We start from the raw sequence: 15666 nt of genomic DNA on the forward strand, positions 1-15666 counted from the left end.
CGTACCCCAGGAGGCACTATGGCCGATGTCGCCGTCGTCGGTGCCGGCATCGTGGGCCTGGCCGCCGCCTACGCCGCGCGGCAGCGCGGGGCCGATGTCACTGTGTACGAACCGGCCGCGCCGGGCAGCGGGCAGTCCGCTGGGTGCTCGCGGATCTTCCGCCACGCCCACGACGATCCGCGCATGGTGACCTGGGCGGTGCGCAGCCGCCACATCTGGTGCCAGTGGGAACGCGACTTCGGCACCGAACTGCTCTCCGCTGACGGCGCACTGTCGCTAGGTGATGGTGCCCTCGACAAACTCCGCATCCTGGCCGGCATCGAGGGCGTCGAAGCTGCCCGGGTTGATCCGGATCAGGTCGCTCGAGCCCTCCCGATCCTGGCGCCCTACGACGGCCCGGCCGTTCTCGATACCGGCGGCGGCTCGATCCGCACCGAGGCCGCCATCGCGGCACTGACCGGGGCGCTGCACCAAGGCCTCGTCGGAGAGCAGGTCATCACCATCGGTCCGGCTGGTTCCCGGGTGGAGGTGCGCACCCTGACCGGTCGGCGCCGGCATGATCATGTGCTGGTCTGCGCCGGCGCCCGCACGGCCGAACTGGTGCCCGACATGGCTATCCCGGTGCGTCTCAGCGCCCATGTCCGTCTGACGTTCGCGGTGACCGGGGGAGCTCGGGAGCGACTGGCGACGCTGCAGGACTCCAGCGGGGCGTTCGGCGCAACCGGGGTCTACGCCGCAGCCCACACCGGCAACACCCGCTACTCCCTGGGCCTGAGCAGCACCACCGACCTCACCGCCCCCGGAGGCGCGCAGCGCCTGGCCGACCTGGCCGAGCAGGCCCGGGCCTACGTCGCCACGGCCCTGCCCGGACTGGACCCGGACCCGGTGGGGCACGTGCACTGCTGGGTCACCGAACTGCCCTGGGGCTCCGACGGCGTCGGCGTGTGGCAGGGACCCGGGGTGAGCGCCGTCGTCGGGCACAACCTGTTCAAGCAGGCTCCCGCCCTCGGGCAGGCGTTGGCCCAGGCTGCCCTGGGCGAGGATCTGCCCGCCGACCTGGCGCCGGCGGCCCGGTTCGGGGGGCCACCCCACTAGCCACCGGCGGGCCGTACCGCCACCGGGTGGTCGCTGCGTGGTCACCGCTCATGAGAACGGAGGAGCATCATGGAACGACCGTCGATGAGACTCACCTCGATCACGATCGGTGCCCCGGAGCCGGCGGCGCTGGCCGCCTTCTACGCCGACCTGCTCGGACTGCAGGTCACCAGTGAGGAGCCCGACGGCGGCTGGGCCCAGATCCGCGCCCCCGAGGGGTCCGGGCCTACGCTGAACTTCGAGTTCGAACGTCACCACACCCGCCCGGTCTGGCCCGCCCGCCCCGGTGCACAGGTGGCCACCCAGCACCTGGACATCTGGGTGCAGGACCTGGACGCGGCGGTGCGATGGGCGCTCCGGTGCGGGGCCGTCGAGGCCGAGGTCCAACCCCAGCCGCAGGTGCGCGTCCTGATCGACCCCGCCGGCCACCCCTTCTGCCTGTTCACCTGAGCCGACACGATGACGCGCGTGCCGGCCGGGCGCGGCTGGGTGCGCCCGGGCGCACCGAGGCCCACAGCTTCCCGCCCACCGGTAAACCACGATCACGGACAGGTAACGCTTGCACGACGCCCTTGACCATGCCCGGAGGCTGCCCCACTATGTGACATACCACTCATCCAAAGACGGAGTTCAGGACTATGAAGTCAACTCGCAGCAAGGCCCTGGGGGCGCTGCTCATCGCCGGCGCACTGGCGCTCGGGGCCTGTTCGAACGGAGCCGGCGACGGCAACGGCAACGGTTCGACCGGATCGGGGGACGACTCCGGCGGCGAGTCGGAGGTGACGCTGACCGAAGCCGGTTTCGCCCTGCGCACCCCCGCGGCCAGCCCCGGCGGGACCGTCACCGTCCTCGGCGCGGTGGACTTCTCCCACCTGGACCCGACGATGGGTAACGACGGCAACGTCAACAACTTCTACCACCTGATCTACCGCCACCTGACCAACTACGTCTACGACCCCGAGACCGAGGAGATGACGCTGGTCGGGGACCTCGCCGAGGACCTGGGCACCTCGAACGAGGACGCTACGGTGTGGACCTTCACCCTGCGGGAGGGCCTGCGGTACGAGGACGGCACCCCGATCACCTCCCACGATCTGAAGTACGCGCTGGAACGGTCCATGGACCCCGGCCTGGCGATCGGTTCGGACCTGCACATGGTGATCGACGGTGCCCGCGAGTACGCGGGCATCTACGACGCCCCGGAGGGCCTGGACTCGATCAGCACGCCCGATGACCGCACGATCGAGTTCACCCTGGAGCGGCCGTTGGCCGACTTCAACGCCGTGGCGGCCAACCCACCGTTCACCCCCTTCCCCGACGGCGAGGTGGACGTGGAGCAGATCGACGTCCAACCCATCGCCTCCGGTCCCTACCGGGTGGAGTCCTACGAGCGCGGCTCGCACGTCTCCCTGGTGCGCAACGAGGAGTGGGACCCGGAGACCGACCCGATCCGCGCGGCGCAGCCCGATGCGTTCGAGTTCGTCTTCGGCCTGGATCCCAACACCATCGACCAGCGCGCGCTGACCGGACAGGGAGATGACCGCAACGCGGTCATCTCGAGCACCAACCCGCTGCTACCGGCCAGCCTGGGCCGGGTGCTCGATGATGAGACGCTACGGGAGCGCACCATCCAGATCCTGCCCACCTGCACCACGTTCCTGACCCTGAACACCACCAAGGACGTGATGTCGGACCTGACCGTGCGGCAGGCCCTCAACTACGCGATCGACCGGCAGAGCGTGATCACCGCCACCGGCGGCCCGGCAGTCGCCGAGGTCGCTACCGAGATGCTGCTGCCAACCGTGCCGGGCCGGGAAGAGTTCGACCTGTACCCGACCGACAACTCCGAGGGTGACCCCGAACTCGCCCGCAGCATGATCGAGGAGGCCGGCTACGACGTGGACGAGTTGTCCTTCGTCATGGACGTGCGCGGCATTCCGAAATGGCAGGCACAGGCCGAGGCCGTCCAGCAGTCCCTGCAGGCTGCCGGGATCAGCGTGGAACTGAACGTCATCGACGGCGCAACCTACTACGAGGCGATCGGCACCCCGGCCCAGCAGAACGACATGGCCATCTACGGCTGGTGCGGTAGTTGGCTCTCCGGTACCCCGCTGCTGACGCCGCTGTTCGACGGCACCCGGATCTCCGAATCGGGCAACACCAACATGTCCCAGTTCGACGAACCCGAGATCAACGACCGGTTCCGCGAGATCGAGATGATCACCGACATCGACGAGCAGAACGCTGCCTACGCCGAGTTGAACCGGGAGATCATGGAACACGCCCCGGTGGTGCCGCTGGTACGGGAGACCCCCTTGCAGATGGTGGGGGAGAACGTCGGCGACGCCTACGCCCACGCCGCCCGCACCGGGTACATCGACTACGCCTCTGTTGGTCTGATCGACCCAGAGGGCTGAGTCTTCGATGACCCTGAGCACCCAGCTCACGGCGGAGGAACATCTCGGCCCCGAGGAGGACGCGGAGCAACCCGGCAAGCGCAGCAGCGCGATGCGCCGGGCCCTGCTCCGCCCCTCCGCGGTGCTGGCGCTGAGTTTCCTGGGGATCGTGGCCCTGATGGCGATCCTCGCGCCGGTGCTCACCTCGATCAGCGGCTCGGGTCCACTGGAGTTCCACCAGGACCAGTTGGACCCGGCCCGCGGGGGCCTCCCGGAGGGGCGCTACGGCGGCATCTCCGCCGACCACTGGTTCGGTGTGGAGCCGCTGAACGGGCGCGACATCTTCGCCCGGATCGTCTACGGCGCGCGGATCTCCCTGACGATCGCGGTGGCCGCGGCCGCCCTGACCACCGCCCTGGGCGTCACCCTGGGGGTGCTCGCCGGGTTTCTGCGCGGGGTGGTCGATCAGGTGATTTCCCGGGTCATGGACTTCTTGATGGCCTTCCCCGCGCTGATCTTCATGATCGCGATCCTCTCGGCGATCCCGGGCGGGAACCGGCCCCTGATGCTGGTGCTCGTGCTGGCCATCTTCGGTTGGCCGGCGATCGCCCGAGTCGTGCGCGGCCAGGCGATGTCGGTGACAGAACGGGAGTTCGTCGAAGCGGCCCGAGCGGCTGGGGCCAGCAGGCTCCGGATCGTCTTCCAGGAGGTGCTGCCGAACCTGGTGGCCTCGATCATCGTGCTGGCGACCCTGTCGATCCCGAACTTCATCGCCACCGAGGCGGGCCTGTCCTTCCTCGGTGTGGGGGTGCAGCCGCCCACGGCGTCCTGGGGGCAGATGGTGGCGGCGGCCGTGCCCTGGTACGCCTCCCACCCACTGTTCTTCATCTTCCCCGGCATCTTCCTGACCTTGACGGTGCTGTCGTTCATGGTGCTCGGAGACGCCCTGCAGAAGGGTCTGGCGAGGGGGGCGCAAGGCTGATGCTGACCTACCTGATCCGGCGGCTGTTCGCGGCCGCCGTGGTGTTGTTCGCGGTGGTGCTGTTCACCTTCATCATCTTCTTCTGGCTCACCCCGGACCCGGCAGCGAGCATCTGCGGGCAGACCTGTTCGGCCGAACGTATCCACGACATCCGCACCCGGCTGGGACTGCAGGACCCCTTCCTGACCCAGTTCTGGACCTTCCTGTCCGGAATCTTCGTGGGCCGCTCCTACGGCACCGGTGCCTCCGCGGTGTTCTGCGACGCCCCATGCCTGGGGTACAGCTTCCAGACCCGCCAGTCGGTGCTGACCATGATCGCCGACCGGTTCCCGGTCACCGCGACCGTGGCGATCGGCGCGGCGGTGCTGTGGCTGTTCGCCGGGGTGAGCGCCGGCCTGGTCAGCGCGGTCAAGGCCGGCAGCTGGTGGGACCGTGCGGCGATGGGCACCGCCCTGGCCGGGATCGCGCTGCCGAACTACTTCGTGGCCCTGATCCTGCAGTACCTGCTGGTGGTACAACTGGGCATCCTGCCCTTCCCCTCTGCCGTGCCCTTCAGCGATGACCCGGTGCGATGGTTCCAGGCCTACCTGATGCCCTGGGTGGTGCTCTCGCTCATGTATGCCGCGATGTACACCCGGCTGACCCGGGCCAACGTGCTGGAGACCCTCTCGGAGAATTTCATGCGCACCGCCCGGGCGAAGGGTCTGTCCCGCGGCCCGTTGCTGACCAGGCACGCCCTGCGGCCCTCACTGACCCCGGTGTCCACGCTGTTCGGGATGGACTTCGCGGCCCTGCTCGGTGGGGCCCTGATCACCGAGACCGTGTTCGGCCTGAACGGGGTGGGCAAGCTCGCCTACGACGCGATCAGCACCAACGACCAACCGGTGATCATGGGTGTGACGATCGTGGCGGGTGTGGCCGTGGTGTTGATGAACATCGTGGTGGACCTGCTCTACCCGGTGCTGGACCCGCGCGTGCGGACGGCCGTCTCATGAGCCCGCGCCGTACGACCGCCGAGGCTGGTACTGCCCCCACCACCGCGCCGCTGCTGGAAGTGCGGGACCTGACCGTGGAGTTCGGCGAAACGCGCCGGGCCACCGCCGTGGTGGACGGGGTCTCGTTACATGTGCAGCGTGGCCGCACCCTGGGTGTGGTGGGTGAATCCGGGTCCGGCAAGTCGATGACCTCCTTGGCCCTGATGGGCCTGCTCCCGGTGGGGGCGCAGGCTAGCGGCAGCGTCGTCTTCGACGGTGAGGCGCTGCTGGGCCGCACCGATGCGCAGATGCGCCGGCTGCGCGGGAACCGGATCTCGATGGTGTTCCAGGACCCGCTGTCCTCCCTGAACCCGTACTACTCCGTGGGCTTCCAGATCGCCGAGGCCTACCGGGCGCACCGCAACGCCTCCCGCAAACAGGCACGCGCGGTGGCGGTGGAGGCGATGGAGCAGGTGCGCATCCCCTCCCCGGCGGACCGGTACGACCACTACCCGCACCAGTTCTCCGGCGGCATGCGCCAGCGCATCATGATCGCCATGGCGCTGGTGTGCGAGCCGGACCTGCTCATTGCCGATGAGCCCACCACCGCACTGGACGTGACGGTGCAGGCACGGATCCTGGAACTGCTCAGCGGACTGCAGGAGCAGACCGGTATCGCGATGATCTTCATCACCCACGACCTGGCGGTGGTCTCCCAGATGGCCGATGACATTCTCGTGATGCGCCACGGCAAGCAGGTCGAGGCGGGCCCCGCCGAGCGCATCTTCTCCGCCCCGCAGCACGCCTACACCACCCAGTTGCTGCATGCCACGCCACGCATCGATGGGCAGGTGCACTGATGGGTGAGGTACTGCTCGAGGGCCGCAACCTGGTCAAGAGTTACACCACCAGGGCCAAGGGCCGCCGGCCCGAGACGTTACTGGCGGTCGATGACGTGAGCCTGCGGGTGCACCAGGCCCAGACGTTGGCGGTGGTGGGGGAGTCGGGATCGGGCAAGTCCACCAGCGCCCGGCTGCTCTCCCTGCTCATCCCCGCCACGGCTGGGTCGGTCTACCTCGAGGGCACCGACGTCACCCAGGCCACCGACAGCCATCTGCGCACCTTCCGCCGCAACGTGCAACTGGTGTTCCAGGATCCCTACTCCTCGCTCAATCCCCGCCACGACGTGGAGCGGATCGTGTCGGCACCCCTGCGCTACCAAGGCATCCGCACCAAGGTCTCCTACCGCACCCGGGTGAAGGACCTGATGGCCCGGGTGGGCCTGGACCCCGATCACTCCACCCGCTACCCGCACCAGTTCTCCGGCGGGCAGGCCCAGCGAATCGGGATCGCTCGGGCGCTGGCGGTCAACCCCAAGGTCGTGATCTGCGACGAGGCGGTCTCCGCCCTGGACGTGTCGGTGCAGGCCCAGGTGATCGATCTGCTCCAGGACCTCAAACGCGAGCTGGGCCTGAGTTACCTCTTCATCGCCCATGACCTGGCCGTGGTGCGCGAGATCGCCGACCGGGTGGCCGTGATGCACAAGGGCAAGGTGGTCGAGGAGGGCCCGTGCGCGCAGATCTTCGACGCACCCGGCCAGGCCTACACCCAGGAACTGCTCGCTGCCGTACCGCGCATCCCCACCGAATGGGATGCCGCCAGGATCCGCGCCGAGGCAGCCTCGGCAGACCAGACAGACGAGACAGACGAGGCAGCCGCGGCAGACGAGGCAGACGACGCGGCCACCAGTCAGCGACGAAAGGACGACCAGCACCGATGAGCACCTCCGCCGGAGCCAGCAGCCCCGCCGAAACCGAGTTCCGGCGTATCTCCGAGGCCGAGTGGACCTGGCGACTCCAGGAACTCGGCAGCCAGTTCTACTGGGGACAGGAGGTCGATGCGCGCCTGCCGGACGCCTCCGCGCCGGCCTGGCAGGCCCGCGGCGAGCACTGGCGCTCGGTCAAGGAGGAACTGGCCGGCCTGGATACCGCGGCGCTTTCGGCGCGGGCCCGGGTGGACCTGGCGGTCTACCTCACCCAGATCGAGGCCTTGATCGCCCACGTGGACCACCGGGTGTTTGAGCGCCCGATGAACTCCGACACCGCGTTCTGGACCGACCATCAGGGCCTGGCCCGGGTCTCGATGACCTATGCGCAGGCCCAGGCGTTCCTGGAGCAGTTGCGCCAGTTGCCGCGTTGGTTCGACCAGCACATCGAGAACATGCGCACCGGCCTGCGCCGCGGGTTCGCCCCACCGAGGGTGGCCATGGCCGGGCGGGAGGGCACCGCCCGCAGTGTGGCCGAGGCCACCAGCGCCGACCAGGTCGCCTACCTGCGTCCGTTCACCGACCTGCCCGCCACGGTCGGCGCCGAACGGCGCCGGGACCTGATCTCGGCTGCTACCGCCGTGATCGAGCAGACGGTGATCCCCGCCTACGCCGCCCTGCTGGACTTCCTCGTCACCGAGTATCTGCCCGGCCTACCCGAGGACGTCTCGGTGGCCGCCACCCCCGGCGGCACCGAGTTCTACCGCGCCCAGTTGCGCGAGTACACCACCACGGACCTGGACCCGCAGGAGATCCACCGTATCGGGCTGGCCGAGGTCGCTTCGATCCAGGCCGAGATGGCCCAGGTGGCCGAGGAAGCCGGCTTCGACGACGCCGCGGCGATGCGGGAGTTCATGCGCACCGACCCCCAGTTCTACGTGGACACCCCCGCCCAGCTCCTCAAGGAGGCGGCCTGGCAGTGCAAACTGTTCGACGCCGTCGTCCATCAGTTCTTCGGGTTGGTCCCGCGCGGCCGGTTCGGCATCATCGAACCGCCACCGGACCTGGCGCCCTACTACACCGCCGGCCGCGGCGGTCGGGACCGGTACACGCTGAACACCTACAACCTGCCCGCCCGGCCGCTGTACGCGCTGCCGGCGCTGACTCTGCACGAGGCGGCCCCGGGGCACGCGTTCCAGAGCGCCTTCGCCGCCGAGGCCGAGCAGAACCCCGACTACCGGCGGGAGGTCTACATCTCCGCCTACGGTGAGGGCTGGGCGCTGTACTGCGAGCGCCTGGGAGTGGAGATGGGCATCTACCGCACCCCGTTCGAGATGATGGGGATGCTCAGTTACCAGATGTGGCGGGCCGCCCGGCTGGTGATCGACCCCGGGATCCACGCCCTGGGCTGGAGCCGGGAGCGGGCCCAGGACTTCCTGCGGCGGAACACCGCGTTGTCCGAGCACGAGATCAGCACCGAGGTGGACCGCTATATCACCTGGCCCGGCCAGGCCGCCTCCTACTATTTGGGGCAACTGGCGATCCTGGAACTGCGCAGGCACGCCGAACGCACCCTCGGTGAGCACTTCGACCTACGGCACTTCCACGACGTGATCCTCGCCCTGGGCAGCGTGCCACTGGAGGTGTTGCGGACCGAGGTGCAGCGGGCTGTGGCCGCACGGGCCACCCGCGTGCACAACGGCGGTGCACGGTGAGCGGGGCACTGACGATCACCGATGCCGCCATCCTTGACGACGGACGGGTCTCGGCCGCTTCGATCAGAGTGGTCGATGGACGCATCGAGGCAGTCGGCGCGGTGGACCCCCAGGACGGCGACACAGTGGTGGACGCACACGGTCGCACAGTGATCCCCGGGCTGATCGACGCCCACTTCCACGCCTACGGCATCGGTCTGGACGCCTTCGGGATCGACCAGACACCGATGAGCTATGTCGCGCTGGCCGCAGGTCAGCGCCTGCGCCGGGCTCTGGGCCGGGGATTCACCACCGTGCGTGACGTGGCCGGTGGGGACATCGGTCTGGCTCGGGCGATCGAGGCCGGGTTGATCGCCGCGCCGCGGTACTTCTACTCCGGCGCGGCCCTGAGCCAGACCGGGGGGCATGGCGATCCTCGTCCGGCGGATGTGGGTTCGTGCGCGTTGTCCGGGCACATCACCGAGGTGGTCGACGGCGTGGACGCGGTGCGCACTGCCGTCCGGGACCGGCTCCGCACCGGGGCACACTGCATCAAGGTGATGGCATCCGGCGGTGTCGTCTCCCCCACCGACCCGATCCGGCTGCCGCAGTACTCTGAGCAGGAACTGGAGGCGATCTGCACCGAGGCCGCCCGACGGCACAGTTACGTGGCCGCACACGCCTACTCACCCGAGTCGATCGTGCACGCCGTGCGAGCCGGTGTTCGCACGATCGAGCACGGCAACCTGCTCGATGCTGCAGCCGCACAGGAGATGGCCACGCACGGTGCCTTCCTGGTTCCGACGCTGGTCGCGTACGACGCGATGAACCGCCGGGGCGCCGCGGTGGGGCTCTCCGAGGACGGTCAGGAGAAGAACCGGCAGGTCTTCCACGCCGGCCAGGAGGCGATCACGACCGCTCGCGCCGCCGGGGTCGCGATCGGGTTCGGCACCGACCTGATGGGTGACCTGGAGGACGACCAACTCCTCGGGTTGCGCCTGCAGATCGAGGCCGACGGCGTGGACAACGTGCTCCGGTCGGCCACCCGGGTGAATGCGGACATCCTGGGACGTGAGGACCTGGGCCGGATCGCACCTGGCGCCGTGGCGGACATGATCGTTCTCGATGCCGATCCACGCACCGATGCTGCGGCGCTGTGGGACGAGTCCCGCACCCGCACCGTGATCCGAGCGGGCACCGTGGTGGGCTGAGTCCCCGGACCTCTTCGCCGTTCAGTTTGGCGCCGGCGGGTATGTCCGCTCCTCGCGGCCCGATGATCGTGCCATCCTGAGCACACCAGTGCGCGTTGAAGCGGGGAGTCGTCGTGTTGTTCGTGGCCGTAGTGCTGACGGGCTTCGTCGTGGCGGCCACCTTTCGCCGGTACTCCCCGATGCGCACCTGGCTCAGTCCGGCCGCCACCACCATCCTGTCGGTCTTCGGCTCCTTCACCTCCGGGCTGAGCCTGATGGAAGTGACGCACGCGCCGTGGCGCCCGGTGATCAGCCTGGGCGGGGCCGCTGCCGCGGGTCTGCTGCTCTCCCATCTGGGCGCGGCGATCAATCACTTCGGGCTCGACCCACTGCGCCGGTACCGGGCCGCACGCGCCCCCGACCAGGACCTGATGACGCGCATCCAGCACCGGGTGGAGGGCCGGGAGGACCGGGAGCGCCGGATCAACCTGGTCTCCTTGACATTCCGCTCGGTACGCCGGGTCCAAGAGGTGCGAGTCACCGGTCTGGCCGCGGAGATGACCTACTACGGGCTGATCTCCCTGGTGCCGCTGGGCCTGGCGTTGGGCTCGAGCCTGGGCTTTCTGGAACGGATCCTCGGCCCGGAGCAGGTTGGGCAGATCGAACAGAGCCTCATCGAGGCCGTGGCAACGGTCTTCGCCTCCGACGTCACCGATGAGGTGCTGGTGCCGCTGATCGAGGGGCTGCTCGCGCAGGAGCGGGCCGGGGTGGCGATCGGATCGGTCCTGGCGGCGTTGTGGCTGGCCAGCAGAATGTTCCGCGCGGCGATCCGCGCACTCGACGATGCCTACGCGGTGCAGGAGCGCCGCGCATTCCTGAGCCTGCAGGCGCTCGGGCTGGTGCTGGCTTTCGGTGCGGTCATCACACTGCTGGCACTGGTGGCGATGGTGGTGGTGGGACCGTTGCTGGGCGGTGGCCGGGAGATCGCCGACCAGTTCGGGCTCGGTGCCTTCTTCGAGATCGCGTGGGGCGTGCTGCGCTGGCCGGCGGTCGCGGCCGTGGTCGCGCTCTACCTGACCATGCTGTACCGGTACGGCCCGAACGTGGACACCGTATGGACCCGGTGCCTGCCCGGGGCAGTGCTGGGCACCATCCTGCTGATCGGGATCTCCCTCGGTTTCGGCCAGTACCTGGCCTACACGGGCACCTCGGTACTGGAAGGGGAGCCGGTACAGGACTCAGCGGTCCAGGCCGCTGCGCAGACCGTCGGCTTGGTGCTCGCCGGGGTGCTGTGGATGTGGCTGAGTTCCATCGCCCTGCTCACCGGAGGGGTGCTGAACGCCGAACTGCAGCACAAGACCGGCCGGGACGCCGCCGAGCGGGACGCCACCGAGCGGGACGCCACCGAGGACCCCGGCGAGCGGGAGGCCCCCGAAGACGCCGGAGAGCGGGACAACCCCGCCCCGGACGTGGCCCGCACATGACGGCTGTCACGGCCGGCCCGGGTCAGATGCACGGCGATCCCTGAACCGGTGCACTACTGACGGAGAGGTTCGGCGGGAATGCTGGAGATATCCCAGCAGATACCGCCACCGGTGGTCCGAGCCCCTAGGAGCCAGACATGGACCAGATCGTCAATGACATTCAAGTCTTCGTCGCCGACCTGCCACCGGTGGTCTCGGTGCTGGCCGTCGCGCTGCTGGGCGTGGTGCCGTTCGTGGAGTCCTACCTGGGCACGGCGATCGGCAGTGTGGCCGGCGTACCGCTGCTGCTGGCCTACGGTGCGGCGGTGGTGGGGAACGCCGGCGCGGTGCTCATCGCGAGCCTCGCCGGCGGCGCCGTAGCGAACCGGCGGCACGACAAGCCTGCCGCCTCCGACTCCCGCCGGGCCCGGGTCGTGGCCCGCACCGACAGGTACGGGGTACCGCTGGCCTCCCTGCTGGCGCCGACCGTCATGGCGATCTCCGTGACCACCTTCATCATGGTGAGCGTGGGCTACGCCCGCACCCGCGTGTTGGTCTGGCAGATCATCGCCGCCATCGTCTGGGGCGGTCTGGTTGCCGGCGGCCTGGCCGGGGTGGGATTCCTCACCGGGTGGGGTTCCCTGCCGGGGTGACGCCGCCGTCGTCCAGCCGGAGGTGACCGCGGGTGGCTACTCCTTCACCGCACCCGCTGTCAGCCCGCCGCGCCAGAACCGTTGCAGCACGATCATCGCGATCGCCAGCGGGACCACCGAGACCAGCACCCCGCCGGTGGTGAGTTCGTAGAACTCCGGCAGCCGGTCCACCTGGGAGAGCCAGTTGTTCAGGCCCAGCGTGATCGGGTAGAGGTTCTGATCCGCCAGCATCACCAGCGGCAGGAAGTAGTTGTTCCAGATCCCCACGAGTTGGAACAGGAACACGGTGACCAGTGCCGGCACCATCGCCCGCAGCCCGATCACGTGGAAGATCCGCAGTTCCCCCGCACCGTCCATCCGGGCGGCCTCCATCAGGGAGTCCGGCACCGTGGCCGTGGAGTAGATCCGGCACAGGAACAGCCCGAACGGAGAGACCAGGGAGGGGATGAGCACACTCGCGTAGGTGTTGGCCATCCCCAGTTGGCTGAACAGCAGGAACAGTGGAAGCGCGGTGGCCGTCGCCGGCACCAGCACCCCACCGAGCACGATCCCGAACACCAACTCCCGGCCCGGGAAGACGTACTTGCCCAGGGCATACCCGCCGGCGGCGGCGAAGTAGGTGGCGATCAGACCACCGACACCGGAGTAGAAGACCGAGTTCGCGAACCAGCGCACGAAGATGCCGCCGTCATAGGTGAGCACCTGGGTGATGTTGGACAGCAGGTTGAAGTTCTCGGCGAACCAGAACCCGTTGGTAGCGAACAGGTCCTCGGTGCTCTTCGTGGCCGCCACGACCACCCAGTAGACCGGGACCAGGAAGTACAGTGCCGCCACCACGAGCAGGCCGGTAACGATGATGCGCGACTGCGGGGTGCCGCCGGGCTTGGCCTTGTTCTTGGCGCGGTCCTGGCGCCGGGCGGTGCGCGCGGAGGTCGGGGCGAGCGCGGTCATCAGAGCTTCTCCTTCCGGTTCACCAGACGTAGGAAGGTGAAGGACAGCACGAATGCCGCCAGCGCGATGAGGACTGACTGGGCCGCCGCCACCCCGTAGTCGTTGTAGTTGAACGCGGAGTTGTACGCCGACAGGTTCGGGGTGTAGTCGTTGTTGATCGCCGGGGAGACGCTCTGCAACACCTGAGGTTCGGCGAAGAGTTGCAGGGTGCCGATGATGGAGAAGACGGTGGCGAGCATCAGCGCCGGCCGGATCAGCGGCAGCTGGATGGACCCGGCGATCCGCAAGGTACCGGCGCCGTCCATGCGCGCCGCCTCGTAGATATCGCCCGGGATGGATTTGAGCTGGGCGACGATGATGAGCATGTTGTAGCCGGTGTAGGTCCAGGTCACGATGTTCGCGATCGACCACAACACCACTCCGGGGCCCAGGAAGTCGATGGAGATCCCCACCGCCTCGGCCACGTCCACGACCGGGCTCAGACCCGGCAGGTACAGGAAGGACCACAGGATGGTGGCGATCACCCCCGGCACCCCGTAGGGCATGAAGTACGTGGCCCGGAAGAAGGCCGGCCATCTCGCCGAGGCGGTCTCCAGCAGTAGCGCCAGCACCGTGGCGAACACGATCATCACCGGCACCTGCACCGCGCCGAACAGCAGCACCCGCCCGATCGAGGCGACGAACTCGGCGTTCTCCAGGGCCGCCGCGTAGTTGCCCACCCCGGCGAAGGTGGAGGTGATGCCCTCCTCCCCGAACAGGCCCTGGCGCTCCACCCGAACGAAGCTCTGCACGACCGCGTAGGCGATCGGGAGCAGGAACGCGAAGAAGAACACCACCACGAACGGGGTCAGCAACAACCACGGCGCGCGCCGCATCTGGGCGTTGCGGTGGGTTCTGCCACCACGGGCCGGGCGCGCTCCTGCGCTCCGCTCGCCGGCCGCGTCCTCGCGCCTGCTCGGGCGGTCCCCGGTCGCCGTGCCCGATCCGCCCGGCCCGGTACGCCCCGGTTCGGCGCGCTTCATGCCGACCTCACATTCAGGCCGGTATCGGCGAGGACCTTCACGGTGGCTTCCTCGGCCTCGTGCATCGACGTCACGAAACTCTGCCCCGCGGTCAGTTTGCGCCGGAACCCGTCACCGAGGATGTCGAAGACGCGCTGCGTCGTCGGTGCCCAGGTCCACTCCAGGTTCTGCTGATCGGCGGCCGGCACGAAGACCTCCTCGTTGTAGTTCTGCCCGCCGAAGAACTCCGACGGCTCCCTCCGGGAGGAACCGATGAAGTCCGGAGACGGCGACCAGCCGATGCCGCAGTGCTCGATCATCGCGTCGATCCCCTCCTCGGATGTGGTCATCCAGATGCAGAAGTCCAGCGCCTCGGCCGGGTAGCGCGTATTGGCCATCACCGCCGCGGTGGACCCACCGAGGTAGGTCGACCCGAAGCCCTGCGCCCAGGCCGGCATCGGGGCCACGTGCCACAGCCCCTCGGTGGCGGCCACCCCCTGGATCAGGGCATCGGCCCACGAGGCGCCGGTGGCCGCGAAGATCTGATCGTTGCCGGCGGCGGCGAACCATCCCGGGGAGTAGGGGCCGAAGCCGGTGTGCAGCAGGTCCTCGTCCACGGCACGGTCGAAGAAGTCCGCGACCTCCAGGGTGGCCTCATCGGTCATGTTCACCACCCAGGAATCGCCGTCGATCTGCCACCAATTCGCTCCCGCCTGGGTGGCGTAGGCGGCGAACGGAGAGGTGTCCCCGACGTCGAAGGCCTCCAGGTACGCCCCGGTGGTGCGGACCTCGCGGGCCAGTTCCAACCACTCCTCCCAGGTGCCCGGTGGTTGCGCGCCGATGGAGTCGAACAGGTCGTGGCGGTAGTAGAAGCCCACCGGGCCCGAGTCCTGGGGCACCCCGAACATTCCGTCGTTGAAGGTGATCTGGTTGATCAGGGCCTCGTCGTACCGGTCGGTGACCTCGCCCATGCCGTACCGGCCGATCTCCACCAGGCCGTTGACGAGGAGGAAGGCAGGGATCTGGCGGAACTCCACCTGGCCGATGTCCGGCCCGCCGCCGGAGGCGAGGGCGGAGAAGAGTTTCTGGTATCCGCCGGCGTTGCCGCCCTGGATCCACACCGCCTCCACCTGTACGTCCGGGTTGGCCTCGTTCCAGATGTCGCAGACCACCTGCAGGTCCTTCAGCCAGGACCAGTACGTGAGCCGCACCGGACCGTCCGCCGGGGGCAGTGTCGGGCCCGCGTTCGGGTTGGACGTGGCGGGCGCACACCCGGCCAGGGCCGCACCGGCCCCCAGCCCCAGACCCAGTCCGAGAAGGTTTCGTCGAGAGATGTCCCGGGAGATCATGACCGCCTCCGTCGCCTTCATGCCATGGCCGCCTGGCTGCACGATATCGCCGACCCCTTCGCTGCGCACGACGAGCACCCGGCACCTCACTCACCGCCCCGCGGCCGTAGGCTCATGGCGTGAGTGACGCGTTGGACGAACTGGTGGACCTGC

General features: G+C 68.9%; 14 protein-coding genes. 11 read left to right on the forward strand and 3 right to left on the reverse strand.

The annotated features are described in order from the left end of the window. The first annotated feature begins 18 nt into the window (after window positions 1-18). From ACO0LV_RS03465 to ACO0LV_RS03515, 11 genes are all read left to right on the forward strand, one after another. On the forward strand, window positions 19-1095 hold the full coding sequence (locus ACO0LV_RS03465; protein ID WP_424786473.1) for an NAD(P)/FAD-dependent oxidoreductase: 1077 nt from the start codon (window positions 19-21) through the stop codon (window positions 1093-1095). Between the two features lie 69 nt (window positions 1096-1164). Then, complete coding sequence (locus tag ACO0LV_RS03470; RefSeq protein ID WP_424786474.1) at window positions 1165-1545, forward strand: VOC family protein; 381 nt, start codon at window positions 1165-1167, stop codon at window positions 1543-1545. 188 nt (window positions 1546-1733) lie between these two features. Continuing rightward, window positions 1734-3512 (forward strand): ABC transporter substrate-binding protein, encoded by a 1779-nt coding sequence (locus tag ACO0LV_RS03475; RefSeq protein WP_424786475.1) that lies wholly within the window; start codon window positions 1734-1736, stop codon window positions 3510-3512. A gap of 7 nt (window positions 3513-3519) precedes the next feature. Further along, window positions 3520-4473, forward strand: a complete 954-nt coding sequence (locus tag ACO0LV_RS03480; protein ID WP_424786476.1) for an ABC transporter permease — start codon at window positions 3520-3522, stop codon at window positions 4471-4473. Next, the gene (locus ACO0LV_RS03485) at window positions 4473-5468 is read left to right on the forward strand and encodes an ABC transporter permease (protein WP_424786477.1); all 996 of its coding nucleotides are present in this window, start codon (window positions 4473-4475) and stop codon (window positions 5466-5468) included. Before ACO0LV_RS03480 ends, ACO0LV_RS03485 begins: the two co-directional genes overlap by 1 nt. Further along, on the forward strand, window positions 5465-6307 hold the full coding sequence (locus tag ACO0LV_RS03490; RefSeq protein WP_424786478.1) for an ABC transporter ATP-binding protein: 843 nt from the start codon (window positions 5465-5467) through the stop codon (window positions 6305-6307). The genes ACO0LV_RS03485 and ACO0LV_RS03490 overlap by 4 nt, the downstream gene beginning before the upstream one ends. After that, window positions 6307-7227 carry an ATP-binding cassette domain-containing protein gene (locus ACO0LV_RS03495; protein ID WP_424786479.1) on the forward strand — a complete coding sequence of 307 codons (921 nt, stop codon included), beginning with the start codon at window positions 6307-6309 and terminating at the stop codon, window positions 7225-7227. The genes ACO0LV_RS03490 and ACO0LV_RS03495 overlap by 1 nt, the downstream gene beginning before the upstream one ends. Next, window positions 7224-8927: a DUF885 domain-containing protein gene (locus ACO0LV_RS03500; RefSeq protein ID WP_424786480.1), complete on the forward strand. Its 1704-nt coding sequence runs from the start codon at window positions 7224-7226 to the stop codon at window positions 8925-8927. The genes ACO0LV_RS03495 and ACO0LV_RS03500 overlap by 4 nt, the downstream gene beginning before the upstream one ends. Beyond that, complete coding sequence (locus ACO0LV_RS03505) at window positions 8924-10117, forward strand: amidohydrolase family protein (RefSeq protein WP_424786481.1); 1194 nt, start codon at window positions 8924-8926, stop codon at window positions 10115-10117. The genes ACO0LV_RS03500 and ACO0LV_RS03505 overlap by 4 nt, the downstream gene beginning before the upstream one ends. Before the next feature lie 113 nt (window positions 10118-10230). Then, on the forward strand, window positions 10231-11580 hold the full coding sequence (locus tag ACO0LV_RS03510; protein WP_424786482.1) for a YihY/virulence factor BrkB family protein: 1350 nt from the start codon (window positions 10231-10233) through the stop codon (window positions 11578-11580). Between the two features lie 137 nt (window positions 11581-11717). Next, entirely contained in the window at window positions 11718-12212 is a 495-nt protein-coding gene (locus tag ACO0LV_RS03515; protein WP_424786483.1) for a hypothetical protein, read from the forward strand. A 36-nt stretch (window positions 12213-12248) separates the two neighbouring features. On the opposite strand, the gene ACO0LV_RS03520 is transcribed toward ACO0LV_RS03515, so the two are convergent. From ACO0LV_RS03520 to ACO0LV_RS03530, 3 genes are all read right to left on the reverse strand, one after another. Next, window positions 12249-13163 (reverse strand): carbohydrate ABC transporter permease, encoded by a 915-nt coding sequence (locus tag ACO0LV_RS03520; RefSeq protein WP_424786484.1) that lies wholly within the window; start codon window positions 13161-13163, stop codon window positions 12249-12251. Then, window positions 13163-14038 (reverse strand): carbohydrate ABC transporter permease, encoded by an 876-nt coding sequence (locus ACO0LV_RS03525; protein ID WP_424786656.1) that lies wholly within the window; start codon window positions 14036-14038, stop codon window positions 13163-13165. The genes ACO0LV_RS03520 and ACO0LV_RS03525 overlap by 1 nt, the downstream gene beginning before the upstream one ends. Window positions 14039-14181: 143 nt before the next feature. Next, on the reverse strand, window positions 14182-15534 hold the full coding sequence (locus ACO0LV_RS03530; RefSeq protein WP_424786485.1) for an ABC transporter substrate-binding protein: 1353 nt from the start codon (window positions 15532-15534) through the stop codon (window positions 14182-14184). Window positions 15535-15666 lie beyond the last annotated feature (132 nt).

The organism is Pseudactinotalea sp. Z1739 (assembly GCF_049725055.1).
GTDB lineage: Bacteria > Actinomycetota > Actinomycetes > Actinomycetales > Beutenbergiaceae > CALKWS01.